Below are 24103 nucleotides of genomic sequence, written 5' to 3' on the forward strand. Positions count from 1 at the left end.
GCCGTCACCAGCCGCGACAGCGGATTTCCAGGTATCTGACACGATCATGTCAGAAACGGCTGCGGCAGGATGGAGGCATGCGCGCGTCCCGGCTGATCTCACTGGTGCTGCTGCTGCAGGCGCGGGAGACGATGACGGCCGCCGAGCTGGCCCGCGAGCTGGAGGTGTCGGAGCGCACCGTCTACCGCGACATGGAGGCGCTGTCGGCGGCCGGGGTGCCGGTGTACGCCGAGCAGGGCAGGAACGGCGGTTACCGGCTGGTCGGCGGGTACCGGACGCGGCTGACCGGGCTGAGCCGGGAGGAGGCCGAGGCGCTGTTCCTGGCCGGGCTGCCCGGCCCGGCCGGTGACATGGGCCTGGCCGACGCGGTCGCCGCCGCCGAGCTGAAGGTGCTGGCCGCGCTGCCGGCCACGCTGCGCGACGCGCCGCTGCGCGCGGGCCAGCGCTTCCACCTGGACGCCCCCGGCTGGTTCGGCGACGCCGAGCCGCCGCCGCTGCTTCGCGACCTGGCGCAGGCCGTGTGGCGGGACGAGGCCGTCGAGCTGCGCTACCGCCGCGGCCGCGAGGTCACCCGGACGCTGCACCCGTACGGCCTGGTCCTGAAGAACGGCGTGTGGTACCTGGTCGCGCGGGTCGCGGACGGGCCGGGCCCGGGGCCGTACCGGACGTACCGCGTCGACCGGATCGTGGCGGTGCGGGCGCTCGGTGAGACGTTCCCGCGCGACGGGGACTTCGACCTGGCCGGCCACTGGGCCGGGCAGGCCGAGGAGTTCCTGCGCTCGATGCTGGGCGAGGAGGTCAGGGTGCGGCTGAGCCCGGCGGGCATGCGGCGGCTGCGGTACACCGTCGAGCCGTACGCGGCGCGCCGGGCCGCCGAGCGGGCCGGGGAGCCCGACGGGCAGGGGTGGGTGACCACCACGCTGCCCGTCGAGTCCCCGGAGGTCGCCGAGAGCGAGCTGATGCGCCTGGGCCCGGAGGTGGAGGTGCTGGATCCGCCGGAGCTGCGCGAACGCATGGCCCACAACGCGGCCCGGCTGGCCGCGCTCTACCGGTAGCCGGTGACGTCGGCGGGCCGGCCCGCCCACTGGACCTCGCGAAGGTACCGCCAGGCGTCCGGGCGGCTGCCGTCCACGTCGGTGAACCCGTACACCTGGGCCAGGCCGCCGCTGGACAGCGACCGCCCGTTCCAGCGGGCCCGGTCGGGGTCGGTGGCCAGCGCGACGACGGCGCGTCCCACATAGGCCGGGGACTCGGAGATCGCGAAGTGCGGGTCGACCTTCGCGCCGTCCTGCCAGGTGTCCTCGGTGACGCCGAAGTGCTCCAGCATCGCCTCCGACCGCAGCCACCCCGGGGTCAGCGCCACCGCCGTGCAGCCGTGCTCCTTGATCTCCTCGGACCAGGCCAGGCCCATCCGGATCACCGACCACTTGGCCAGGTCGTAGAAGAAGCCGGTCTCGCGGCGGTAGGAGGCGTTGGACTCCAGGGTGCCGTCGGTCATCTCGATCACCAGCCCGCCGGGCCGGCGGATCAGCAGCGGCAGGGCGTGGCGGGCGGTGACGACGTGGGTCTCGACGCCGAGGCGGAGCGTGCGCAGCCCCCTGCCGAGGTCCAGCTGCCACACCGGGGTGTTCCACTGGATGAGGTGGTCGGCGCCCCAGACGTCGTTGACCAGGATGTCCAGGCGGCCGTGGTCGGCGTCGATGCGCCGGACCAGCGCGGCGACCCGGTCGGGTTCCAGGTGGTCGACGGCGACCGCGACGCCCTCGCCGCCCGCGGCGGTGACGAGCTCCGCGGTCTCCTCGATGGTCTCGGGGCGGTCCATCTCGGACCGCCGTTCACGGGTGGTGCGGCCGGTGACGTAGACGGTGGCTCCCGCGGCGCCGAGCTCGACGGCGACGCCTCGCCCGGCGCCGCGGGTGCCCCCGGCCACCAGCGCGACCTTGCCCGACAGTGCTCCCGCCCGCGCGTCGGCGTCCGTGTCCGGTGCCGTGTCCGGTGCCAGGTTCGGTTCCTTGTTCATGGACCCGATGCTGGCGGCGAAACCTGACAGGTGATGTCAGACATTCGGCCGGATCTCGGCGGGGCCGATCACACGGGTGGAGGGGTTACGGTTCGAGGGGTCGTGGCTCGGCGGCGCTAGACGTTGAAGATGCTGACGCCGCCGGGGCCGACGAGCAGGCCCACGATGATGAGCGCGATACCGAAGATCAGGTCGCGCCGGGCGATGAGGACATAGATTCCGGCGATCACCAGGATCACCGCGATGAGCCAGAGCAATGTGACCATGCACGCGGGGTCCCCCGGGCAGGACGGACCAAACACGCGAAACCGACGTGTCGGACATTTGCCCAGGTAATAGGCATAAACCGCAGGTGCGTTCTGGACGGAGGGGGCGAACCCCCTCCGGCCGGGGATAACGCAGCGGCACCCATGCCAGGGAAACTCGACACGCGTGTGCCGCTCCGCCAGTATCCCGTCTCAGAACGCGGTTCGGACAGGCCCCAGGGGACTATTTCCATCGGACCGATTAGCCCTCCGGGGCCATCCGAAAGAACTTCCCCGGGCCGTCCCGGCGTCCCGCCCGGCTCGGGGCGCCGCCCGGCTCAGTGCGCAGCGCGGCTCAGCGCGGGGCGCGGCGGCACAGGCGCAGCACGTTGGCGACGATGCGGTGACCGGCCCGCCCCTGCGCGGTGAGGATCGACTCGGGGTGGAACTGCACCGCCCAGCGCCGCCGCTCCGGATCCTCGATCGCCATGACCACGTCGCCGGTCAGCGCCGTCACCTGGAATCCCTTCACCCGTTCGGGCGTGCTGTGCAGGGAGTGGTAGCGGGCCGCGGTGAACTCGTCCGGCAGTCCCTCCAGCAGCTCGCCCCCGGCCACCTTGACCGTTCCGGGCTTGCCGTGCGCGGGCTCGGGCAGCAGCGACAGCTCGCCGCCCTGGTGCTCGACCATCGCCTGCAGGCCCAGGCACACACCGAACACCGGCAGTCCGCGCTCGTCCAGGGCGTCCAGCAGCGCGGCGGTGGCGAAGTCCTCGGGACGGCCGGGGCCGGGCGACAGCACCACCAGGTCGGGGGCGTGCTCGTCCAGCAGGCGCGACGGGAAGCCGTGCCGCAGCGTGACCACCTCGGCGCCCTGCTGGCGGAAGTAGTCGGCCAGGGTGTTGACGAACGAGTCCTCGTGGTCGACCAGCAGCACCTTCAGCCCCTCCCCGGCCCGCTCCGGCGCGGGCTCGGCGGCGGCCGCGGCGGCCTGCGGGTCCTGGGAGGCGGCCAGCGCCTGCAGCAGCGCGCTCGCCTTCAGGTGCGTCTCGCGTTCCTCCTCCTCCGGGACGGAGTCGTACAGCAGGGTCGCGCCGGCCCGCACCGTGGCGACGCCGTCGCGGATCTGCGCGGTGCGCAGCGTCAGGCCGGTGTTCATCGACCCGTCGAAGCCGACGAACCCGACCGCGCCGCCGTACCAGCGGCGCGGCGAGTCCTCGTGGTCCTCGATGAACTGCATCGCCCACGTCTTGGGCGCCCCGGTGACCGTGACGGCCCACATGTGCGTGAGGAAGGCGTCGAAGGCGTCGAACCCGGGCCGCAGCCGTCCCTCGATGTGGTCGACGGTGTGGATCAGCCGCGAGTACAGCTCGATCTGCCGCCGGCCCAGCACCCGGACGCTGCCGGGCACGCAGACGCGCGACTTGTCGTTGCGGTCGACGTCGGTGCACATGGTCAGCTCGGACTCGTCCTTGGCCGACGCCAGGATGGTGCGGATCTGCTCGGCGTCCTCCAGCGGGTCCTGGCCGCGGCGGATCGTCCCGGCGATCGGGCAGGTCTCCACGCGGTCGCCGGTCACCCGCACGAACATCTCCGGGGACGCCCCCACCAGGTATTCGCCCTCGCCCAGGTTGAACATGAACTCGTAGGGCGCCGGGTTGGTCTCGCGCAGCCGTTCGAAGAACGCGGCGGGCGAGTGGCAGCGGCCGAACATGGCGTGCCCGGGCGTCACCTCGAACAGGTCGCCGCGGACGAACTTCTCCTTGGCCTCCCGCACCATCCGCGCGTACACGCCGGGAACGGGCTGGGGCGGCAGTTCGGCGGGAGCGTCCGGGACAGGGGTCGGCGGGGTCAGGCGCGGCAGCCCGGCGGTGCCGCGGCCGTCGACCTCGAAGTCGTAGGCCAGCCGGTGCTGGGTCTCCCGCTTGCGGTCCACGACGATCATCTCGTCGGCCAGGTGCAGGACGAGGTCGCGCTGGTCGGCGGGCCGCCGATGGCGCAGGCGCAGCGGCTCGAACTGCAGCGACAGGTCGTAGCCGAACGCGCCCCACAGCCCCAGGTGCGGGTCGTCGCAGCGCAGCAGGTCGACGACGGCGCGCAGCGCGGTGAACACCGTCGGCTGGCGGCTGCGCTCCTCCTCGGTGAAGAACTCCTCGGTGGGCGGGACGAACACCGCGAACCGCCGGTCCCTCTCGTCGGCGGTCACGGTGCCGGTGCCGCGCAGCGCGGCCGCCAGCGCCGGGAGCAGCACGCGCCCGCGGTCGTTGAGCGCGCGCGCCTCGACCTCGCGGCCACGGGCGACGATCTCCACGCACGGGTCGATGTAGGCCATGTGCCAGCGGCTGTAGCGGCCGGGATACTCCATGCCGGAGCTGAGCACGCCGCCGCGCCGCTCACCCACCGCCTCGACGAGGGTGTTGAGCACCTCGGACTTGCGTTCGGCCTCGACCGGCGTGGCCGTACGGGTCACCCGTACACCCCCGGCCGTCACGAACCGACTGGTCTGCGCTTGCTGTGAGACGGTGTCCACCCGGGTGGCCCTTCGCGTGTCGGGCCCTCATCCGCGAGACGACGAAACGACCGCCGGATGAGGGCGGTCGCCTGGAAGTCAACGTCAACGAACCGGCGCCGCCTCAGCGGCGCCACCACCAGCGGCGGCTCGGGCACGCACTCACCGCCGTGGTGGCGGTGAACGGGTGACCGTGGCCGGATCGCATAATGGCGAGCTTACCGGGCCGTCTCGCGCCCGGCCAACCGTCCCGGCGCGCCGCGGTGATCGCCACGCGCGGCACGGGGTGATCGCCACGCGCGGCGCGCACCGCGCACGGCGGCCGGCCGCACGGTCTCACCACCCGCCTGACCTGGACTCCCGCCCCGGATTCCCCGGCCGGGCCCGACATTCGCGGCCGTGACCGGCGCCGTGGCCGCACCGAGGCGCGCACCCGCCCCCTGACATGGGATTTCGCTCCTGGATCGCTCCATACACTCGTGCCGTCGCCGAGATCAGCCTGTGACCGACGCCGGGGTAGGCTCCGGCACCGCCCCTGACGCCGGGCCGTCTCATCATGCGAGACGACTCCGGTGACGCCCCTGTGACGAGGAGGCTCCCTTGTCCGCACAGACCCCTCCGCCTGAGCGCGGAACCGACCGCAGCCCGTGGAACTGGCTGCTGCTTCCCGCGGTCGTGGTGCCGCTGCTGACGTTCCTGTTCAACCGTGACGAGCCCCGCCTGTTCGGCTTTCCCGCCTTCTACTGGGTGCAGATGGCCTTCATCCTGCTCGGCGTGGCCTGCACCACGGCCGTCTACCGCATGACGCGCCGGAGGGACTGAACGATGTCGACCGATCACCTCACCGAGCTGATCATCTTCGCCGCGTTGTTCCTGCTGGTCAGCGGGATGGGTTTCGTCGCGGCGCGGTGGCGGCGACCGCAGACCATGGACAGCCTGGACGAGTGGGGCCTCGGCGGCCGCAACTTCGGCGGCTGGATCACCTGGTTCCTGGTCGGCGGCGACCTCTACACCGCCTACACCTTCGTCGCGGTGCCCGCGCTGGTGTTCGGGGCGGGCGCCGCCGGTTTCTACGCCGTCCCGTACACCGTGGTGGTCTACCCGCTGGTGTTCCTGGTGCTGATCCGGCTGTGGTCGGTGTCGCACGTGCACGGCTTCGTCACCCCGGCCGACTTCGTCCGGGCCCGGTTCGGCTCGCCCACCCTGGCGCTGGCCATCGCGGTCACCGGGATCGTGGCGACCATGCCGTACATCGCCCTGCAGCTGGTGGGCATCGAGGCGGTGCTCAAGGCGATGGGGATCAACGGCCACCTGCCGATCATCATCGCGTTCGGCATCCTGGCCGCCTACACCTACCAGTCCGGCCTGCGCGCGCCCGCGCTGATCGCGTTCGTCAAGGACGTGCTGATCTACCTGGTGATCATCGTCGCGGTGCTGTACATCCCGGCCAAGCTCGGCGGCTGGGGCGACATCTTCGACTCGGCGCAGGCCAAGTTCGCCAAGACCCCGGCGCCCAGCGACGGGATCCTGCTGGACGGCACCAACCAGCTCAACTACGCCATGCTGGCACTGGGCTCGGCGCTGGCGCTGTTCCTGTACCCGCACAGCATCACCGGCATCCTGGCCGCCCGTAACCGCGACACCATCAAGCGGAACATGTCGGCGCTGCCCGCCTACAGCTTCGTGCTCGGCCTGATCGCGCTGCTGGGCTTCATGGCCATCGCCGCCGGGGTCAAGCCGATCACCACCGACGGCAAGGCCGACACCAACACCGTGGTGCCGGTGCTGTTCGACCACATGTTCCCCAGCTGGTTCACCGGGATCGCCTTCGCCGCCGTGGGCATCGGCGCGCTGGTGCCCGCCGCGATCATGTCGATCGCCGCGGCCAACCTGTTCACCCGCAACATCTACAAGGAGTACATCCGGCCGGACGCCACCGACAAGCAGGAGGCCACGGTCAGCAAGCTGGTCTCGCTGATCGTCAAGGTCGGCGCGGTGGCCTGCATCCTGCTGCTGGACCCCGAGTTCTCCATCGACCTGCAGCTGATCGGCGGTGTGATCATCCTGCAGACGCTGCCCGCGGTGGGCCTCGGCCTGTTCACCCGCTGGTTCCACCGCGGCGGCCTGGTCGCCGGCTGGGCGGCGGGCCTGGCCACCGGGCTGTGGATGCTGTACCAGATCCCCAACCCGGCCAAGGGCAAGGAGCACTTCGGTGGCTCGGCCTTCAAGCTGAGCGACTTCGGCCTGGACACCAAGATGACGATCTACGTGGGCGTGGTGGCCCTGGCGGTCAACCTGGTGGTGGCCGTGGCGGGCACGCTGGTGTGCCGCGCCGCCAAGCTGGCCGACGGCACCGACATCACGCGCGAGGCCGACTACACCGCCGACGAGGGCGACCCCAAGGTCAAGGAGCTGGACCTGAGCGCCAGCACCTGATCCCCGGCCCCGCCCGACGGGCACCCTGGATCCGACGGCCCGGCCGCCGCGTGGCGGCCGGGCCGTTCGCGCGTCCGGGGCCCGGCCGCCGCCGGGCGGCGGGACGCGCGGACGGACGCACCAGCCGGATCTCCCCGGTGGACGTTCCCGCCTGGCGGATCGGCTAGAGCCGACAAAGATCCGTTCATACCTCCCCCATACGGAAAGTGGCGGAGCGTCTCCAGGGAAGCACCCTCCGTATTCGAATCCACGGACCTTTGGAGGGAAGGGTGCGCGCGACAAACGCCGTCCGCACGACTCTGGCGATGGGCGCCATGCTGTGCGGAACCGTCCCGACCATCTCGGCCGCTCCGGCCGCCCACGCCGACGGCCTGGCGATCGAGCCGGCCGTCGCCCGTCCCGGCCAGCGGGTCACCGTGGCCGGCAACTGCGGTGACGTCGACAACCTCGTCCAGGTGACCGGCGCGGCACGGGGCGCGGGCGCGGTGCGGGACGGCTGGTTCGAGATCAAGGCCCTGGTGATCGAGGCGGATCCGGGCCGGCACACGCTCGAGGCCAAGTGCGCGACGTCCAAGAAGTCCCACGCCGGCCGGTTCGAGGTCCGCAAGCAGGGCCTCAAGCAGGACGAGAAGGACGACGGCCCCGGGCCGGACGGCGGGCTCGGCCATGGGCCAGGGCCGGACGACGGCTACGGACGCGACGGTTTCGGTCGTGACGGCGGTTTCGGTCGTGACGGCGGCTTCGGACGCGACGACGGCTTCGGTCGTGACGGCGGCTTCGGACGCGATGACGGCTTCGGACGCGACGACGGCTGGGGCGGCAAGCACGAGGGCGGCGGCAAGTTCGGCCAGGAGAAGCTGTGGATCAACCCCGGAGGCGGCGGCCCGGGCGGCGGCCCCGGCGGCGGTCCGGGCGGGGGGCCGGGCGGCGGCCCCGGCGGCGGTCCCGGCGGCGGTCCCGGCGGCGGTCCGGGCGGTGGCCCCGGCCCCGGCCCGGGCCCCGGTGGCGAGCAGGGCCGCCAGCCGCGCGGCTGGGCCGAGACCGGCGGCGGCGGCACCCAGGGCTCCGACGCTCCGTGGCTGCCCACCGGGGTGGTGCTGCTGGTCGCGGCTGCCGGGATCGGCGGGACGGCGCTGATGCGTTCCCGGGCCCGTGGGCGGGCGTGACCGCGGCGGTTACGCCGTCGCGGCCGTGCTGGCGGTCGTAGGCGCGCTGGCGGTCGGGAACGGGGTACGGAGCAACGTCTCCGCGTCCGCGCCCTACCGCGACTACGGCGGCCCGCGCGTGCTCTGGAAGATCCCCGACGGATCGGCGGCGCCGTCGTCGCCGCCGGTCCGCGTCGAGATCCCCGCCATCGGGGTGCGCGCCCGGGTGACGCCGGTCGGCCAGAAGGCCAACGGCATGGTGGAGGTGCCGCCGTTCGAGCACTCCGACCGCGCCGGCTGGTACCGGCACGGCCCGTCCCCCGGCAGCCGGGGGGCGGCCGTGCTGCTGGGCCACTACGACGACAAGCGCGGTCCCGCCGTGTTCTACCGGCTGCACGAGCTGAAGCCCGGCTCGCTCGTACGGGTGACGCGGCGGGACGGGCGAACGCTGACGTTCCGCGTGGACGCCAAGGAGCAGGTGCCGAAGACGCGGTTCCCCGGCAAACGCGTGTACGGCAACGTGCGGTACGCCGGGCTGCGCCTGGTGACCTGCGGCGGCGCCTACGACCGCAAGGAGCGGTCCTACCGCGACAACATCATCGTCTACGCGCACATGGTGAAGAAGCGCTGACGCCGCCCAGCCGTTCGACGTCCGCCCGCCTCCCCGGTGAACGACCGGTTGCGGCCGTCCCGCCAGAGCCGGGCGCCCGGGGAGGGCGGCGGCGCGGTCAGGTGCGGCCGTAGGCGTCCTCGAGGCGTTCGATGTCGTCCTCGTCGAAGTGCCCGAACGCGATCTCCAGCACGCGCACCGCCGGGCCGGACGAACCGAGCCGGTGCGTCTGCCCCGCCCGGATGAACACGCGCTCGCCCACCTCCGGCAGCAGGCGCCGCCCGTCCACCTCGAACACCGCGCCCGGGTCGAGCGCGACCCACAGCTCGTCGCGGTGCCGGTGCCGCTGCAGGCTGAGCCGCTGCCCCGGCGCCACGTGGATCACCTTCACCGTGGACGCCTCGTTGTGGGTGAAGCGCTCGAAGCTTCCCCAGGGCCGCCGGTCCACCTCGACCGGCGGCTCGTCCCGCGGCCCGGTCTCGACGGTCGCGGGCGCCTCGGACACTGTCCCTTCAGTCAACGCTCACCTCAGCCTTGTCAGCCATCGTCGTGCGAACCCTCCTGGGCAAGGTCGTATCCGGCGGCGGCGGGCAGCCCGCCGAGGATCAGGTCCACCAGGCCGTCGACCACCACCTCGCGCGGCACCTCGTCGGCGTGGTCCAGCCACCAGTCCCCCGCGGTCTGCACCATGCCGACGACCGCGTGCCCCCACACGTAGGCGCGGGTGCGGTCCCGCAGCCGCCCCTCGGCGATCATGACCTCGGCCAGCTCCCGGCTCACCTCGCGGATCATCGTGCTCATCGCGCTGTGCGTGGACGGGTCCTCGGCGCTGGCGCGGTGCATGAGGAACCGGTAGAGGGCCAGGTTCTTGGAGATGACCGCCAGGTAGGTGTCGATGGTGGAACGGGTGCGGGCGCGCACCGAGTCGGACCGGGAGAACTCCTCCCGGATGCCCTCGATCAGCTTGAGCGTGTGCCGTTCGGCCAGCGCCCGGTACAGCCCGCTCTTGTCGCCGAAGTGCCGGTACAGGATGGGCTTGCTGATCCCCGCCTCGGCCGCGATCGCGGCCATGGACGCCTCGGGACCCTCCCGCTGGATGACCCGGTCGGCCGCTTCGAGCAGGGCACGCCGACGATCGGGGTCGCGCCGCGTCCCCCGCCCCGTCGTCTCCCGCGTCACCATGTCGAGAACGGTACGCTACCGGGTCGCACGTCCCGTGCCTGCATCGGTGCACCGCCGAACTCCTCCCGCCACCGGTCTCCCGCGCACGACGGGGCCGGCGCCTCTGCACCGACGCCGGCCCGGTCTTCGGGTGTGCGCTCACATGGCCGCCGCCACGGGCGCCTTCTCCAGCCAGGCCTCGTCCCAGGTCCGGCGGTCGATCTTGCCGGTCTGCGGCAGGCTCTTGAACTTCTGCAGCTCTTTGCAGATCGTCTCGGTCTGCGGGCCGAAGTCGCCGTCGACCTCGAGTTGCGGCCAGCCGCGGTTGTTCACCTGCCGCTGCCACTTCCGGACGTCCTTGTTGTTCATGTCGCCCTTCTCCAGGGTGCGGCCGGGCGCCTGCGGCGGCTCGGTGCTCCGGGCCTCCCAGGCGGCCTTCCAGGTGATGGGGCCGACGATGCCGTCCTCCTCCAGGCCGTGTTCCATCTGGAAGTTGGCGCACAGGCGTTTGCTCTCCGGTCCGTAGATGCCGTCGACGGTGATGTGCCAGCCGCGATCCCTCATCTGCTGCTGCCACGGCCTGACGGTGGCCGTCTGGGTGGGCGGCGGGAAGCTCAGCGGCGGCGGCTGGAATGACGGTGCCGTCATGCGTTCCTCCTCAGGTCGAGGTGGTGGCGCGCCCGAGGCGGGCCGCGCCACACCCGCAGGTGATCACTGCGTCCGTTTTGCGTGACCTCTCCGGAAATGAGGCCGCACTTCCAACGCACCACGGGGCGACAGGGGATGTCCACTTTCATGACGCATTTTGACGACTGTCTTAACCAGGCATGACCGGCTTCGTCCGAAGCAGGCCATACCGAACCACGGACGTCAGTTTCGTGAGTTTTCAACCCCGAGCGGCCGCGTTCTCGGCAAGGGCGCCGCCCGACTCGCCGGAGCACCGCACCAGCGCACATATAGGCCAAAAGAGACCCACGATTCCGGAACCGCTTCGTCCTCGCACAGCCCGACACGTGCGGCCGTCCCCCCGTCATGGGAGAGCCCGCGCCGCCTGGCCCTCACGGAAGGCCAGGCGGCGCGGGCGTGCTCGCCCCGGCCCGGCACGCGTGCGGCGGCCGGCCCCTATCGGATCGGCAGCCCGGTGACGGCGCGGCCGATGACCAGGCGCTGGATCTCGCTGGTGCCCTCGAAGATCGTGAAGATCTTGGAGTCGCGGTGCATGCGCTCCACCGGGTACTCGCGGGTGTAGCCGTTGCCGCCGAGGATCTGGATGGCCTCCTCGGTGACGCGCACGGCCGTCTCGCTGGCCATCAGCTTGGCCATGGACCCCTCGGCGTTGGTGAAGTCGTGGCCGGCGCGCGCCATCCACGCGGCCCGCCACACCAGCAGCCGGGCGGCGTCGATCCGGGTCTTCATGTCGGCCAGCTTGAACGCGATGGCCTGGAACTCGCCGATCTTCTTGCCGAACTGCTCGCGCTCGCGCGCGTACTGCAGCGCGTAGTCGTAGGCGGCGCGGGCCACGCCCAGCGCCATCGCGCCCACGGCCGGGCGGGTGGTCTCGAACGTCTTGAGCGCGGCCTGGCCCTTGGTGCTCTTGCCCTCGCGGACCCGGGCGATGCGCTCGTCGAAGCGCTCCTTGCCGCCGACGATGAGCCCGCCGGGGACGCGCACGTCGTCCAGGATCACCTCGGCGGTGTGCGAGGCGCGGATGCCGTGCTTGCGGAACTTCTGGCCCTGCCGCAGCCCGGGGGTGTTCGGCGGGACGATGAAGCTGGCCTGGCCACGCGAGCCCAGTTCCGGGTACACCGAGGCGACGACCACGTGCACGTCGGCGATGCCGCCGTTGGTGGCCCAGGTCTTGGTGCCGTTGAGCACCCACTCGTCCTTGGCCTCGTCGTAGACCGCGCGGGTGCGGATGGCGCCCACGTCGCTGCCGGCGTCGGGCTCGGAGGCGCAGAACGCGCCCAGCCGCACGTCGTCGGGCGTGCCGAACATCTGCGGCACCCACTCGCCGACCTGGTCGGGGGTGCCGACGGCGGCGATCGACGCGGCCGCCAGGCCGGTGCCCACGATCGACAGCGCGATGCCCGCGTCGCCCCAGAACAGTTCCTCGAACGCGACCGGGATGCCCAGGCCGGTCGGCTCCAGCCACTGCGTGGCGAAGAAGTCCAGCGAGTACAGGCCGACCTTGGACGCCTCCTGGATGATCGGCCAGGGGGTCTCCTCGCGCTCGTCCCACTCCTCGGCGGCCGGACGCACCACGTCCCGGGCGAACTCGTGCACCCAGTCCCGGACCTCGCGGACGTCCTCGCCGGGTTCCAGGGAGAACGGTGCGGCCTCGGTGCTCGTCATATTATTGACCCTTTCTCCAATATCATCTGTTACCAACGGTAGCACCTTTGGGTTACCACCGGTAACACCATGACCGGAGTCACACCGGCGGATGACCCTCGCCATCGCGGCGCCGTGAGCGGCGAGGGAAAGGGTCCTCGCGGAGCCAGGAGAAGACAAGAGCACAACGGAACCGGCGTCCGCCACCCGGCCGGCGGCGGACGCCGGTTCCGAAGACGCCGGTTTCTCGGGCGCCCGGGTCAGGAGAGCAGGGAGCGCCGCCCCTCGGCGTACTCGGGAATCTCGATCATGGGCGGGCGCTCCCCCACGCCGACGTCGCTGACCCGCACGTCGTGGCCGTCGGCGCCGCGCCGGAACTGGGTGAGCGCGGTGGCGGGGGCCTCCAGCGGCAGCATCCGGCCGTGCCGCTGCAGCCGCGACCACGCGGTGAGCATGATCTGCCCGGACATCGCGCCCAGCGCCTCGGTGGTCTGGTGCGCGTGCACCCGCCGGCCCAGGTCGACCTGCGCGATCGCGTCCAGGCCCGCCTGCTGGAACACGTCCAGCAGCAGCCCGAGCTCCACGCCGTAGCCGGTGACGAACGGCAGCCGCTCCAGCAGCGCCCGCCGCCCGGCGTACTCGCCGCCCAGCGGCTGCATCACCCCGGCCAGCAGCGGCCAGTGCAGATTGATCAGCGGCCGGGCGACCAGCTCGGTGACCCGGCCGCCGCCGCCCTCGACCGGGCGGTCCCCGGTGAGCAGCGGACGGTCGTAGCAGCCCTTGACGTAGCCCACGGCGGGATCGGTGAGCAGCGGGCCGAGCAGCCCGGTGACGTAGGACGAGGTGAAGCCGCGCAGGTCGGCGTCCACGAAGACGATCACGTCCCCGGAGGTGACGGCCAGCGACTTCCACAGCGCCTCGCCCTTGCCGGACATGCGGCCGTGCTCGGGCAGCACCGAGTCCTGGGCCACCACGTCGGCGCCCGCGGCGGCCGCCACGTCGGCGGTCCGGTCGGTCGACCGGGAGTCGATCACCACGATCTCGTCCACCAGCGGCGCCCGTTCGACCAGGTCCTCCCGGATGGCGGTGACGATCGCGCCGACCGTCGCCTCCTCGTCGCGCGCGGGCAGCACGACGCTGATCCGGGTGCCGCCCTTGGCGGCGAGCAGGGTCTCCAGCGGCCACTGCGCCGACACGCTGGTCCGGCGGCGCAGCCACGACGCGACCTCAGGCAGCACGCGTTCTCCCTTCCGCAGGCCGTCTCGGTGTCGCGGGGGGCGGTCCCCCACCCTCCGGGCGGACCCCGGCGAAGGCGTCCACTGACCTGCAGAACGCCAGCTCATCGCAGTTCATTCGCCGGTGGAACACCCGCACGGCAGTCGACCCGAAGAGTTAACAGCCCGACAACACATCGGTCATTCGGCGGCGTGGCGGTCGAGGAAGGTGTAGACGTCCGCCTCGTCCACGCCGGGGAACGCGCCGGGCGGCAGCACCGACAGCACGTGCGAGTGCGCCCGCGCCGACGGCCAGGCCATGCCCTCCCAGCGCTCGGCCAGCTCGGCGGGCGGACGCTGGCAGCAGTCGCCGTCCGGGCAGGCGGAACGGTGCCGGTTGGTGGTCTCCCGGCCGCGGAACCAGCGGGAGTCCTCGTACCGCACGCCCAGCGTGATCGCGAAGTCGCGCTCGTGGCTGGGGTCGATGTGCGACAGGCACCAGTAGGTGCCCTTGGGGGTGTCGGTGTACTGGTAGTAGACGGAGAACCGGTCGGCGGCCTGGAACACGTGGCGGCCCGCCCACTGGCGGCACATCCGCTGCCCCTCGATCGCGCCGGTCTCGTCCTGCGGGAACACCAGGCCGTCGTTGGCGTACGCCTTGTAGATCGTGCCGTTCTCGTCGTTCTTGGTGAAGTGCAGCTGCAGGTCCAGGTGGTGGGTGGCCATGTTCGTGAAGCGGTGCGCGGCCATCTCGTAGGACACCGAGAACACGTCGGCCAGGTCCTCCACCGACAGCTCCCGGGCCGCCTTGGCCTCCTGCAGGAACGGCACGACCGAACGCTCGGGCACCAGCACGGCGGCGCCGAAGTAGTTGGCCTCCACCCGCTGGCGCAGGAAGTCGCCGAAGTCGCGGGGCACCTCGTGGTCGAGCGCGATGTGCCCGAGCGTCTGCAGCAGGATCGTGCGGGGGGTGTGCATGCCGAGCTGCTCGCGCTCCAGGTAGATGCGCCGGTTGCGCAGGTCGGTGATCGACCGGACCGACCGCGGCAGGTCCTGGACGTACCGCAGCTCGAACCCGAAGTGGCTCACCAGCGCCATCAGCACACCTTGGGACACCGCGCCGCCCCGGTAGCCGACCGCGTCCAGGGTCTGGGCGGCGGCATGCTCGATCTCGCCGAAGTAGTTGCCGCGCTCGTGCATCTGGCGGCGCAGCTCGGCGTTGGCCTTGCGCGCCTCCTCGGGGCTGGCGGTGGGCTTGGTGCGGCTGCGCCGCAGCTCCCCGTACAGCGTGAGGATGTGCTCGATCACCTCGTTGGGCAGCCGCTTGCTGACCTTGAGGTGGGACAGGCCGAGCGACCGGTACAGCGGGTCGCGCTGCGCCTCCTCCAGGGCGATCTCCAGCTGGGCGCGGCGGCTGGGCGGCTGGCGGCGCAGCAGCTCCTCCACCGGCACCTCCAGGGCGGCGGCCAGCGCCTGCAGCAGCGACAGCTTGGGCTCGCGCCGTCCGTTCTCCAGCAGGGACAGCTGGGACGGGGCGCGCCCGACCCGGTCGCCGAGGTCCGACAGCGTCATGCCCCGGGCCCTGCGCAGATGGCGCAGCCGCTGCCCGAACGTCACGAGGTCTACGTCACTCGTCAAGTTGAGAGGTTCTTCTGACCGCAAGGTCGTCATGGCTTCATGTTAGCGAAAAATCGCCACATCTTCTGTTACTCACCGGTTCATCTGGGCGGGACGCCGTGGGCATAGTCGAGACAAGCACCCAGGGGACGACACAGAAGGGCAAGATCATGAGCGACAGTCGCCTCAAGGGCGCCGCCGAGGAGCTCCAGCGCAGGTGGGAGACCGACGACCGGTGGAAGGGCGTCGAGCGCACCTACACCGCCGAGGACGTGATCAGGCTGCGCGGCTCGATCCACGAGGAGCACACCCTGGCCCGCCTCGGCGCCGAGCGCCTGTGGAAGCTGCTGCACGAGGAGGACTACGTCCACGCCCTCGGCGCGCTCACCGGCATGCAGGCCGTCCAGCAGGTCAAGGCGGGGCTGAAGGCGATCTACCTGTCCGGCTGGCAGGTCGCCGCCGACGCCAACCTGGCCGGGCAGACCTACCCCGACCAGAGCATCTACCCGGCCAACTCGGTGCCCGCCGTGGTCCGCCGGATCAACAACGCGCTCATGCGCGCCGACCAGGTCCAGTGGTCGGAGGGCTCGGGTGACGTGCACTACCTGGCCCCGATCGTGGCCGACGCCGAGGCCGGCTTCGGCGGCGTGCTGAACGCCTTCGAGCTGATGAAGGGCATGATCGCCGCCGGTGCCGCGGGCGTGCACTGGGAGGACCAGCTGGCCTCCGAGAAGAAGTGCGGCCACCTGGGCGGCAAGGTGCTCGTCCCGACCTCCCAGCACATCAAGACGCTCAACACCGCCCGGCTGGCGGCCGACATCGAGGACGTCCCCTCCCTGATCATCGCGCGGACCGACGCCGAGGCCGCGACCCTGATCACCACGGACGTCGACGAGCGCGACCGCGAGTTCATCACCGGCGAGCGCACCGCCGAGGGCTTCTACCGCGTCCGCAACGGCATCGAGCCCTGCATCGCCCGCGCCAAGGCCTACGCGCCGTACTCCGACCTGATCTGGATGGAGACCGGCACGCCCGACCTGGAGCAGGCCCGCCGGTTCGCCGAGGCGGTCAAGGCCGAGTACCCCGACCAGATGCTCGCCTACAACTGCTCGCCGTCGTTCAACTGGAAGAAGCACCTGGACGACGCCACCATCGCCAAGTTCCAGCGCGAGCTGGGGCACATGGGCTTCAAGTTCCAGTTCATCACCCTGGCGGGCTTCCACGCGCTCAACTACGGCATGTTCGACCTGGCGCACGGCTACGCCCGCGAGGGCATGACCGCCTACGTCGACCTGCAGGAGCGCGAGTTCGCCGCGGTGGAGCGGGGCTTCACGGCCGTCAAGCACCAGCGCGAGGCCGGCACCGGCTACTTCGACCTGGTCAGCACCGCCATCAACCCCGACTCCTCCACCACCGCCCTGAAGGGCTCCACCGAGGAGCAGCAGTTCCACTGACCGCCACTGCGTCGTCTCTGGGGGCGCCCCCCACCCCCCGGGCAGTCGGCCAAGCGGTCCTCGCCCCGTAGGACTCCGCTGCGGTCACGCTGTCCTGTGGGGGACGACCCCCTACACCCCCGTCAGTCGGCCAAGCGGTCCTCGCTCTGCGGGGCTCCGCTGCGGCCACAGCACCACGTGGGGGACGACCCCCACACCCCCGTCAGTCGGCCAAGCGGTCCTCGCTCCGTAGGACTCCGCTGCGGTCGCTTGACCTCCTCGGGATCCTTGTCTCGCCCCTGGGATCCCGTCTCGATGGTCCTCAGTCCGCGTAAGGCTCACCGCTGAGGACCGGGCCGGCTCCGCCGGCGCGTAGAAGGCCCCTCCGTTCCTACACCCGGAGGGGCCTTCTCGTCTTCGCACGTCCGGGAACCGTGAGCTCGTCTCACGGTTCTTTCGCATGACCGGAAGTGGGCACATGGCCCGCGACATCTCGACTTCGATCCCTCTTGGCGTCAGGGTGGGCAGGCATTGTCGATCTTTTGAGCCCGCTTCACGAGAGGGGATTCCGACGATGGCGTCGCGCACCACCTCGCGCCTGCTGCCCATCGCGGTCGCCGCGGCCTGCGTGGCCGCGCTGGTACCGGCGGCGAGCGCCGCCGCCTCCGGCGGGGGCCGCTTCACCCCGGGCGCCCCCGGCGTCGGCGACGAGTACTTCCCGCTGGAGGGCAACGGCGGGTACGACGTCCGGCACTACGCGCTGGACCTCGCCTACGACCCCGACCACGACCAGCTGGACGGCACCGTGACGATCACCGCGCGGGCCACCCAGAACCTGTCGAGGTTCGACCTGGACCTGTCGGGGATGCACGTGAGCAAGGTCAGGGTGAACCGGTCCACGGCGAGGTTCACCCGCAACGGCCAGGAACTCGTCATCACGCCGCGGCGCGGCCTGCCCAAGGGCGGCACCTTCACCGTCGCCGTCACCTACGGCGGCGTCCCGGAGACCATCGTCGGCTCGCCCATCGTGTTCGGGTCGCCGTACGGGTTCCTGCACACTCCCGACGGCGCGTTCGTCGGCGGTGAGCCCAACGGCGCCTCGACGTGGTTCCCCTCCAACGACCACCCCAGCGACAAGGCCACGTTCGACTACGCCATCACCGTCCCCAAGGGGCTCGGGGCCATCGCCAACGGCGTGCTCAAGGGGCAGAAGGACCGCAAGGCCGTCTTCAGCAGGCGGCCCGCGCCGATCGAGGCCACCACGTTCAGGTGGCACGAGAACAGCCCGATGGCCACGTACCTGACGACCATCGACATCGGCAGGTGGGACGTGAAGACGGGCCGGACGCCGCTCGGCACGCCCAACTACACCGCCGTCGACCCCGAGCTGCTCAAGACGCAGCCGAACGCGGTCGGCTTCTTCTTCGACACCACCAGCGAGGCCACCGACCTGTGGACCAGGACGTGGGGCACCTACCCGTTCAACACCACCGGCGCCATCGCCGACGACGCCCGCTACGAAGGCCAGCCGCTCGGGTTCTCCCTGGAGACGCAGGGCAAGCCGGTGTACTCGGCGGTCCGCAACACCTCGACCATCGCGCACGAGCTGGCGCACCAGTGGTTCGGCGACAGCGTCAGCCCGGCCCGCTGGAAGGACATCTGGCTGAACGAGAGCTTCGCCACCTGGTCGCAGCTGTACTGGAACGAGCTGCACGGCGGGACCAAGGTCGCCGACGCCGTGCGGGCGACCTACAACGCCCGGCCGTACCCCGACCCGGCGGGCTCGCCCTGGTGGTCGGTCGTGATCGCCGATCCCCAGCGCGACACCATGTTCAACAACCGCGTCTACCACGGCGGCGCCATGGTGCTGCAGTTCCTGCGTGAACGGATCGGCGACGAGAAGTTCTTCGCGCTGCTGCGCACGTGGGTGGCCCGGCACAGGTACGGCAACGCCACCACCGAGCAGTTCACCGCGCTCGCCGAGCGGGTGTCCGGCCAGGACCTGAGCGCGTTCTTCCGCACCTGGATCTACTCGCCCGGCAAGCCTCCACTGCCGTAGCGAACCCGACATCCACCGAAAAATGGCATGCGGCCCCACCCCTCCCTTAGTAGCGTGACCCACGATCACGAACGGGGAGGGGTGACGCCGGCTCATGGCCAGGCTCAACCAGATCATCGCCGTGGAGAAGGGCGTCAAGTCGCGCACGCAGCGGGAGCTGGCCGACGCCTACCACGAGCTGCAGAAGCCCGCGCTGCTGTCCGGTATATCCCGCACCTACCGGCCGCGCGACGACGAGGGCGAGACGCTGCCGCCCGAGTCGACCAAGGTGCAGGTCAAGGCCGAGGACGTGCTGCGCGAGGCGGCCCGGTCGCTGACCCGGCTGTTCGACGTCGTCGCCACCAAGGACTGGGCCAACTGCGACGCCCGCGCGGACGTGGTGGTCGACGGGCGGACGATCCTGTCCGGCGTGCCGGTGACGTACCTGCTGTTCCTGGAGAAGCAGCTCGCCGAGCTGCACACGCTCATCGGCCGCCTGCCGGTGCTGGACGCCGCCGAGACCTGGACGTTCGACGAGGGCCAGGACGTGTGGCGCAGCGAGCCGGTGGAGACCGCCCGCACCAAGAAGGTCCCGCGCAGCCACGTGCTGTACGAGGCGACCGACAAGCACCCGGCGCAGGTGGAGATGTACCACGAGGACGTCATCGTGGGAACGTGGACGAAGGTGTCGTTCTCGGGCGCCATGCCCGCGCGGCGCGTCAACGAGCTGCGCGACCGGGTGGAGCGCCTGCAGGCGGCGGTCAAGTACGCCCGCGAGGAGGCCAACAACATCGACGTCAGCGACCGCAAGGTGGGCGACGCGGTGTTCGCCTACCTGTTCGGCCGCGACAACTGAAAAAGGCTCCCCCGCTGGAGCGCGGGGGCGCGTCCGGGGCGACCCGGGCGTGAAGCTGAGGATGAGGCTCAGTCTGATTCCACGTGCGGTGACAGCCGGAGGTTCGAATCCTCCCCCGGGTACTCGGGCCCCGGGTAGCTCAGCGGCAGAGCGGCCGTGCGGTTCAAACTCAGACTCTCGCTCCAGAATCAGCACACTCCGCTCATCGCCGGACCGACCGGGGACGGACGGCATTCTCGGTGGCGCCAGTTCGAATCTGGTCCGCGCCTCTCGCGGCGCGGTAGCTCAGCCGGTAGAGCTCGAGAACCTCAGGACTGATCCGTCTCCTTAAACGGCCGGCGTGTGCAGGCGAGCGGAAATCCACCAGGGCCCCGGGGTATGGGTAAACCCCGGGGCCCACCCTTTGTCCCGTCAATTCCGTGGAACGGCCCTGTGATCATGCGTAAGCTCTAGGCAAGTGGGCGTTCTTCCGTGGGTTGCGTGGTACGCGTTCCGCCGCCACGCCGCCTATCCCCTCAGTTCGGCCGCCGAGGCGGTCACCAACACCGCGTTCGGGTTCATGCGCGCCTGGATCCTGGTGGCGCTGTGGCACGAGCGTCCGGCGCTGGGCGGCTACGACGTCGCCGACGCGATCACGTTCAGCTTCCTGACCCAGGCGCTGATCGGCCCGGTGCAGATCTTCGGCGGCATCGACCTGACCCGGCGGATCCGGGACGGCGACGTGGCGATCGACCTGTACCGGCCGGTGGGCCTGCAGGGCTGGTGGCTGGCCGACGACCTGGGCCGCGCGGCCGGGACGCTGCTGCTGCGCGGCGGGCTGCCGCTGGCGGCGGGCGCGCTGGTGTTCGGGCTGCGGCTGCCCGGCCCGTACGGGGCGGCGGCGTTCGCGGTCTCGCTGGCCCTGGCGGTGGTCGTGGGGTTCGGGCTGCGCTACCTGGTGGCGCTGGCGGTGTTCTGGCTGCACGACGACCGGGGGCTGAGCGCGGTGGCGCTGGTCCTGTCGCTGTTCTTCTCCGGGATGATCCTGCCGCTGGTGGCGTTCCCGGGCTGGCTGGGCGAGGTCGCGCGGGTGCTGCCGTGGGCGGCGCTGATCCAGGTGCCCGCCGACGTGTTCCTCGGCAAGCACGGCGGAGCGGACCTGGCGGCGGCGCTGGCCTTCCAGGCGGCGTGGGCGGCGGCGCTGCTGGCCGCGGGGCGGCTGCTCACCACGGCGGCGCGGCGGAGGCTGGTGATCCACGGTGGGTGACGGCGCGGGCGGTCTCGCGATCCGCGTGTACGCGCTGCTGGCCTGGACGTGGGTGCGGTCGGCGGCGCAGTACCCGGTGTCGATGACGCTGCTGGGCCTGGCCACGGCGGTGGTGAGCGCGCTGGACGTGCTGGCGATCATGCTGATGTTCGCGCACACGCCGCGCATCGCCGGATTCGACACTCACGAGGTGCTGTTCCTGTACGGCACGAGCGCGCTGTCGTTCGCCGTGGCGGACCTGCTGCTGGGCACCACCGAGCGGCTGGGCCTGCACATCCGGATGGGGACGCTGGACACCATGCTGGTGCGTCCCGTCAGCCCGCTGATCCAGATCGCCACGGAGGACTTCTCGCCGCGCCGGATCGGCAAGCTGCTGCCGGGGATCGTGGTGCTCGTCCTCGCCCTGCCCCGGCTGGAGACCGACTGGACGCCCGGCCGGGTCGCCCTGGTGCCGGTGCTGGTCGCGTCCGGTGTCGCGATCTTCGGGGGGCTGTGGGTGCTGACGGCGTCGGTGCAGTTCCTGCTGGTCGACGGGCACGGCGCCACCAAGGCGGTGACCTACGGCGGGTCGTTCCTCACCCAGTACCCGCTGAACATCTTCGCGCGGGACTTCGTCCGCGGCGTCACGTTCGTGGTGCCGCTGGCGTTCGTGAACTGGCAGCCCGCGCTGTACGTGCTGGACCGGCCCGACCCGCTCGGGCTGCCCGCGGCGTTCCGGTTCGCCTCCCCGCTGGTCGCGGCGCTGGTGTGCGCGCTGGCGGCGGTGGCGTGGCGGGCCGGGCTGCGCCGCTACCGATCGACGGGAAGCTGACCGGGGGAGCCGAGTGCGCATGATCGAGGTCGAGGATGTCACCAAGTCGTTCACCGTCCGCCGCAGGACGGGCCGGTTCCGGCGGAGCCGGGCGCACGTGCGGGCGGTGGACGGCGTGTCGTTCGGCGTCGAGCCCGGCGAGTTCGTCGGCTACCTGGGGCCCAACGGCGCGGGCAAGTCGACGACCATCAAGATGCTGACGGGCATCCTGACCCCGTCGTCGGGCACGGTGCGGGTGTGCGGGCTGGACCCGTCGCGGCAGCGGACCGCGCTGGCCCGCTGGCTGGGCGTGGTGTTCGGGCAGCGCACCACGCTGTGGTGGGACCTGCCGCTGCGCGACAGCCTCACCCTCGTCCGGCACCTGTACCGGGTGGAGGCGGCGGCGTTCCGGTCCCGGCTGGCGGAGCTGACCGCGCTGCTGGAGCTGGGGCCGTTCCTGGACACCCCGGTCCGGCAGCTCAGCCTGGGGCAGCGGATGCGCGGCGACCTGGCGGCCGCGCTGCTGCACGACCCGCGGGTGCTGGTGCTGGACGAGCCGACGATCGGGCTGGACGTGGTGAGCAAGGCGACGGTGCGCGGGTTCCTGGAGCGGCTGAACACCGAGCGCGGCACCACGGTCCTGCTCACCACGCACGACCTGGGCGACATCGAGCGGCTGTGCCGCCGCGTCATGATCGTCGACCATGGGCGGCTGGCCTACGACGGCGGCCTGGCGGGGCTGCGCGACGTCGTCGGCGCCGACCGGCAGCTCGTGGTGGACCTGGCCCGTCCCGCGCCGCCGATCACGCTGCCCGGGGTGGAGGCGGTGCGGGTGGACGGGCCGCGGCAGTGGCTGCGGCTGCCGCGCGAGGCGAACGCGGCGGCCGTGGTGGCGGCGGTCGCCGAGCGGCACGAGGTGGTGGACATCGCGCTGCGGGAGACCGACATCGAGGAGCTGGTGACCCGGCTGTACGGCCGGGCGCGCGACGACCGAGCCGCCAGCCGGTAGGGGGCGGGCCGGTTTCGGGAGCCGGTTCGGTCGTCGGTTCGGGAGTCAGTACGGGGGGACGTCGTCGGGACGGCTCGACCAGCGGCGTGGCGCCCAGGTGGGCGCCAGCAGGGCGAAGCCGACCATCGCGTACAGGCCCGAGCCGAGCAGGGTCCGCAGGCCGGCGTCCAGGTCGCCCGCCGGGGGGACGCGGCTCGGCAGGTCGAGGGCGCGCCCCGGGTCGACGAGGAAGTAGGCCGACAGGCCGAGCAGCACCAGTGCCGGGACGAGCGACACCAGCGGCGAGGCCCAGCGCGCGACGATGACGACGCCCGCCACCAGGCCGACCGCGGCCAGCAGCGCGAAGGACCCGTGGATGCGGGTGCGGTCGGTGATGTCCTGCCCGGCCACGTCGAACGACCGGGCGGCCTGCGCGTACCCCCAGGCCGCCCCGTACAGCAGCGCCGGGGTGAGCACGACGCCGAGCAGCAGTCCGAACGCATGACGCATCGCACATCACATCCTTCGGACGGCCCGCGGGGGGCGGGCCGATGGACGCCCGTACCGCCCCATCACACCACGCACATCCGTAACGGCGCATCAGGTCCGCCTCTCCCCCACGGAGAACGGTGTCCGATATTCCGGTATCCGCACACCCCAACGGGGGTGTTCGTTTTGACGCCGTACGGCGGGGCATCTGGCGGTGCATCCGTTCCGACCTCAGTGGAAGGATGAGACATGTCGACCGCAGTGATGGTCGTCATCGCCGTCGTCGCCGTCGCCGTGCTGGCCGGCGCCGGGTTCCTGGCCTGGACGCTGGCGCGCACCCGGCGGCTGCGGCGCAGATTCGGCCCCGAGTACGACCGCGCCGTCGAACGGCACGGTGGTCGCGCGGCCGCCGAGCGCGAGCTGCTGGCGCGCGAGCAGCGGCACCAGGAACTGGAGCTGCGCGAGCTCGACCCGCACCGGCGCGAGCAGTACCGGCAGCAGTGGACGCGGGTGCAGGAGCAGTTCGTGGACGCCCCCGAGGCGGCCGTCGAGCAGGCCGACCGGCTGGTCACCGAGGTGATGGGCGAACGCGGCTATCCGACCCGCGACTTCGACGAGAAGGTCGCGCACCTGTCGGTGGAGCACGGCCGGACGCTGGACCACTACCGGCGCGGTCACGCCATCAGCACCCGCGCGGCGCACAGGCAGGCGTCCACCGAGGACCTGCGGCAGGCCATGGTGCACTACCGGGCGCTGTTCGAGGACCTGCTGGCCGTCCCCGACACCGAGCGCCACGCCGCCCAGCCCCGCACCCCGGACGGGCGCGCTCCGGGGCACCACGCTCCCGGGCACCGCGCTCCGGAGCCCCGCGCCGCGGAGCCGCACGCCGAGGCGCACGCGGGCGGCCCCCGAGGCGATGTCCCGCAGGGCGGCCGGCGGATGCCGCGCTCCTGACCGCACACCGCACCCGAGGAGGTG

General features: G+C 71.8%; 22 protein-coding genes. 12 read left to right on the forward strand and 10 right to left on the reverse strand.

Going from position 1 to position 24103, the window contains the following annotated elements; all coding sequences use genetic code 11:
- Positions 1 to 77: 77 nt before the first annotated feature.
- Entirely contained in the window at positions 78 to 1055 is a 978-nt protein-coding gene (locus tag ABZ801_RS32305) for a YafY family protein (RefSeq protein WP_344956638.1), read from the forward strand.
- Here ABZ801_RS32305 and ABZ801_RS32310 read toward each other — a convergent pair.
- From ABZ801_RS32310 to ABZ801_RS32320, 3 genes are all read right to left on the reverse strand, one after another.
- Positions 1046 to 2020: an SDR family oxidoreductase gene (locus ABZ801_RS32310; RefSeq protein ID WP_360705114.1), complete on the reverse strand. Its 975-nt coding sequence runs from the start codon at positions 2018 to 2020 to the stop codon at positions 1046 to 1048. The genes ABZ801_RS32305 and ABZ801_RS32310 overlap by 10 nt on opposite strands.
- Positions 2021 to 2136: 116 nt before the next feature.
- The gene (locus ABZ801_RS32315; RefSeq protein WP_344956636.1) at positions 2137 to 2286 is read right to left on the reverse strand and encodes a GPGG-motif small membrane protein; all 150 of its coding nucleotides are present in this window, start codon (positions 2284 to 2286) and stop codon (positions 2137 to 2139) included.
- A 334-nt stretch (positions 2287 to 2620) separates the two neighbouring features.
- On the reverse strand, positions 2621 to 4792 hold the full coding sequence (locus ABZ801_RS32320; RefSeq protein WP_360705118.1) for an anthranilate synthase component I: 2172 nt from the start codon (positions 4790 to 4792) through the stop codon (positions 2621 to 2623).
- A 579-nt stretch (positions 4793 to 5371) separates the two neighbouring features.
- On the opposite strand from ABZ801_RS32320, the gene ABZ801_RS32325 reads away from it, so the two are divergent.
- The 4 genes from ABZ801_RS32325 to ABZ801_RS32340 all read left to right on the forward strand — a co-directional run bounded on the left by ABZ801_RS32325 (position 5372) and on the right by ABZ801_RS32340 (position 8983).
- Complete coding sequence (locus ABZ801_RS32325) at positions 5372 to 5593, forward strand: DUF3311 domain-containing protein (RefSeq protein WP_360705121.1); 222 nt, start codon at positions 5372 to 5374, stop codon at positions 5591 to 5593.
- A 3-nt stretch (positions 5594 to 5596) separates the two neighbouring features.
- Entirely contained in the window at positions 5597 to 7207 is a 1611-nt protein-coding gene (gene mctP, locus ABZ801_RS32330) for a monocarboxylate uptake permease MctP (RefSeq protein ID WP_344956630.1), read from the forward strand.
- A 269-nt stretch (positions 7208 to 7476) separates the two neighbouring features.
- A complete protein-coding gene (locus tag ABZ801_RS32335; protein ID WP_360705125.1) occupies positions 7477 to 8373 on the forward strand; it encodes a hypothetical protein in 897 nt (298 codons plus the stop codon).
- Positions 8360 to 8983 (forward strand): class F sortase, encoded by a 624-nt coding sequence (locus ABZ801_RS32340; protein ID WP_344956626.1) that lies wholly within the window; start codon positions 8360 to 8362, stop codon positions 8981 to 8983. Before ABZ801_RS32335 ends, ABZ801_RS32340 begins: the two co-directional genes overlap by 14 nt.
- A 97-nt stretch (positions 8984 to 9080) precedes the next feature.
- On the opposite strand, the gene ABZ801_RS32345 is transcribed toward ABZ801_RS32340, so the two are convergent.
- The 6 genes from ABZ801_RS32345 to ABZ801_RS32370 all read right to left on the reverse strand — a co-directional run bounded on the left by ABZ801_RS32345 (position 9081) and on the right by ABZ801_RS32370 (position 15306).
- Positions 9081 to 9482, reverse strand: a complete 402-nt coding sequence (locus tag ABZ801_RS32345; protein ID WP_344956624.1) for a phosphomannose isomerase type II C-terminal cupin domain — start codon at positions 9480 to 9482, stop codon at positions 9081 to 9083.
- 17 nt (positions 9483 to 9499) lie between these two features.
- On the reverse strand, positions 9500 to 10144 hold the full coding sequence (locus ABZ801_RS32350; protein WP_360705128.1) for a TetR family transcriptional regulator: 645 nt from the start codon (positions 10142 to 10144) through the stop codon (positions 9500 to 9502).
- A 138-nt stretch (positions 10145 to 10282) separates the two neighbouring features.
- Positions 10283 to 10771 (reverse strand): peptidoglycan-binding protein, encoded by a 489-nt coding sequence (locus ABZ801_RS32355; RefSeq protein WP_344956621.1) that lies wholly within the window; start codon positions 10769 to 10771, stop codon positions 10283 to 10285.
- A 474-nt stretch (positions 10772 to 11245) separates the two neighbouring features.
- Entirely contained in the window at positions 11246 to 12475 is a 1230-nt protein-coding gene (locus tag ABZ801_RS32360) for an acyl-CoA dehydrogenase family protein (RefSeq protein ID WP_344956618.1), read from the reverse strand.
- Positions 12476 to 12714: 239 nt separating this feature from the next.
- Positions 12715 to 13692 (reverse strand): glucosyl-3-phosphoglycerate synthase, encoded by a 978-nt coding sequence (locus ABZ801_RS32365; protein ID WP_344956616.1) that lies wholly within the window; start codon positions 13690 to 13692, stop codon positions 12715 to 12717.
- A 177-nt stretch (positions 13693 to 13869) separates the two neighbouring features.
- Positions 13870 to 15306 (reverse strand): helix-turn-helix domain-containing protein, encoded by a 1437-nt coding sequence (locus ABZ801_RS32370; protein WP_344956613.1) that lies wholly within the window; start codon positions 15304 to 15306, stop codon positions 13870 to 13872.
- A 149-nt stretch (positions 15307 to 15455) separates the two neighbouring features.
- On the opposite strand from ABZ801_RS32370, the gene aceA reads away from it, so the two are divergent.
- The 6 genes from aceA (at position 15456) to ABZ801_RS32400 (ending at position 22657) form a co-directional block, all read left to right on the forward strand.
- Positions 15456 to 16739: an isocitrate lyase gene (gene aceA, locus ABZ801_RS32375; protein WP_344956611.1), complete on the forward strand. Its 1284-nt coding sequence runs from the start codon at positions 15456 to 15458 to the stop codon at positions 16737 to 16739.
- Between the two features lie 553 nt (positions 16740 to 17292).
- Complete coding sequence (locus ABZ801_RS32380) at positions 17293 to 18777, forward strand: M1 family metallopeptidase (RefSeq protein ID WP_360705134.1); 1485 nt, start codon at positions 17293 to 17295, stop codon at positions 18775 to 18777.
- 94 nt (positions 18778 to 18871) lie between these two features.
- Entirely contained in the window at positions 18872 to 19612 is a 741-nt protein-coding gene (locus ABZ801_RS32385) for a hypothetical protein (RefSeq protein WP_344956606.1), read from the forward strand.
- A 457-nt stretch (positions 19613 to 20069) separates the two neighbouring features.
- On the forward strand, positions 20070 to 20858 hold the full coding sequence (locus tag ABZ801_RS32390; RefSeq protein ID WP_360705137.1) for an ABC-2 family transporter protein: 789 nt from the start codon (positions 20070 to 20072) through the stop codon (positions 20856 to 20858).
- Positions 20851 to 21669, forward strand: a complete 819-nt coding sequence (locus tag ABZ801_RS32395; RefSeq protein ID WP_360705140.1) for an ABC-2 family transporter protein — start codon at positions 20851 to 20853, stop codon at positions 21667 to 21669. The genes ABZ801_RS32390 and ABZ801_RS32395 overlap by 8 nt, the downstream gene beginning before the upstream one ends.
- Positions 21670 to 21688: 19 nt before the next feature.
- A complete protein-coding gene (locus ABZ801_RS32400; protein WP_360705143.1) occupies positions 21689 to 22657 on the forward strand; it encodes an ATP-binding cassette domain-containing protein in 969 nt (322 codons plus the stop codon).
- 45 nt (positions 22658 to 22702) lie between these two features.
- On the opposite strand, the gene ABZ801_RS32405 is transcribed toward ABZ801_RS32400, so the two are convergent.
- On the reverse strand, positions 22703 to 23146 hold the full coding sequence (locus ABZ801_RS32405; protein ID WP_360705146.1) for a hypothetical protein: 444 nt from the start codon (positions 23144 to 23146) through the stop codon (positions 22703 to 22705).
- A 228-nt stretch (positions 23147 to 23374) separates the two neighbouring features.
- Between ABZ801_RS32405 and ABZ801_RS32410 the strand changes: the two genes are divergently transcribed.
- Complete coding sequence (locus ABZ801_RS32410; protein WP_360705149.1) at positions 23375 to 24079, forward strand: hypothetical protein; 705 nt, start codon at positions 23375 to 23377, stop codon at positions 24077 to 24079.
- Positions 24080 to 24103 lie beyond the last annotated feature (24 nt).

Source organism: Actinomadura sp. NPDC047616, from assembly GCF_040642915.1.
GTDB classification, from domain to species: Bacteria; Actinomycetota; Actinomycetes; order Streptosporangiales; family Streptosporangiaceae; genus Spirillospora; species Spirillospora miaoliensis.

What these genes read in the sequence shown, in the direction of transcription:
- ABZ801_RS32305 (WP_344956638.1), top strand. Translation starts at nt 78, where the DNA reads ATGCGCGCGTCCCGGCTGATCTCACTGGTGCTGCTGCTGCAGGCGCGG.
- ABZ801_RS32310 (WP_360705114.1), bottom strand. Translation starts at nt 2,020, where the DNA reads ATGAACAAGGAACCGAACCTGGCACCGGACACGGCACCGGACACGGAC.
- ABZ801_RS32315 (WP_344956636.1), bottom strand. Translation starts at nt 2,286, where the DNA reads ATGGTCACATTGCTCTGGCTCATCGCGGTGATCCTGGTGATCGCCGGA.
- mctP (WP_344956630.1), top strand. Translation starts at nt 5,597, where the DNA reads ATGTCGACCGATCACCTCACCGAGCTGATCATCTTCGCCGCGTTGTTC.
- ABZ801_RS32350 (WP_360705128.1), bottom strand. Translation starts at nt 10,144, where the DNA reads ATGGTGACGCGGGAGACGACGGGGCGGGGGACGCGGCGCGACCCCGAT.
- ABZ801_RS32355 (WP_344956621.1), bottom strand. Translation starts at nt 10,771, where the DNA reads ATGACGGCACCGTCATTCCAGCCGCCGCCGCTGAGCTTCCCGCCGCCC.
- ABZ801_RS32360 (WP_344956618.1), bottom strand. Translation starts at nt 12,475, where the DNA reads ATGACGAGCACCGAGGCCGCACCGTTCTCCCTGGAACCCGGCGAGGAC.
- aceA (WP_344956611.1), top strand. Translation starts at nt 15,456, where the DNA reads ATGAGCGACAGTCGCCTCAAGGGCGCCGCCGAGGAGCTCCAGCGCAGG.
- ABZ801_RS32380 (WP_360705134.1), top strand. Translation starts at nt 17,293, where the DNA reads ATGGCGTCGCGCACCACCTCGCGCCTGCTGCCCATCGCGGTCGCCGCG.
- ABZ801_RS32385 (WP_344956606.1), top strand. Translation starts at nt 18,872, where the DNA reads ATGGCCAGGCTCAACCAGATCATCGCCGTGGAGAAGGGCGTCAAGTCG.
- ABZ801_RS32400 (WP_360705143.1), top strand. Translation starts at nt 21,689, where the DNA reads ATGATCGAGGTCGAGGATGTCACCAAGTCGTTCACCGTCCGCCGCAGG.
- ABZ801_RS32405 (WP_360705146.1), bottom strand. Translation starts at nt 23,146, where the DNA reads ATGCGTCATGCGTTCGGACTGCTGCTCGGCGTCGTGCTCACCCCGGCG.
- ABZ801_RS32410 (WP_360705149.1), top strand. Translation starts at nt 23,375, where the DNA reads ATGTCGACCGCAGTGATGGTCGTCATCGCCGTCGTCGCCGTCGCCGTG.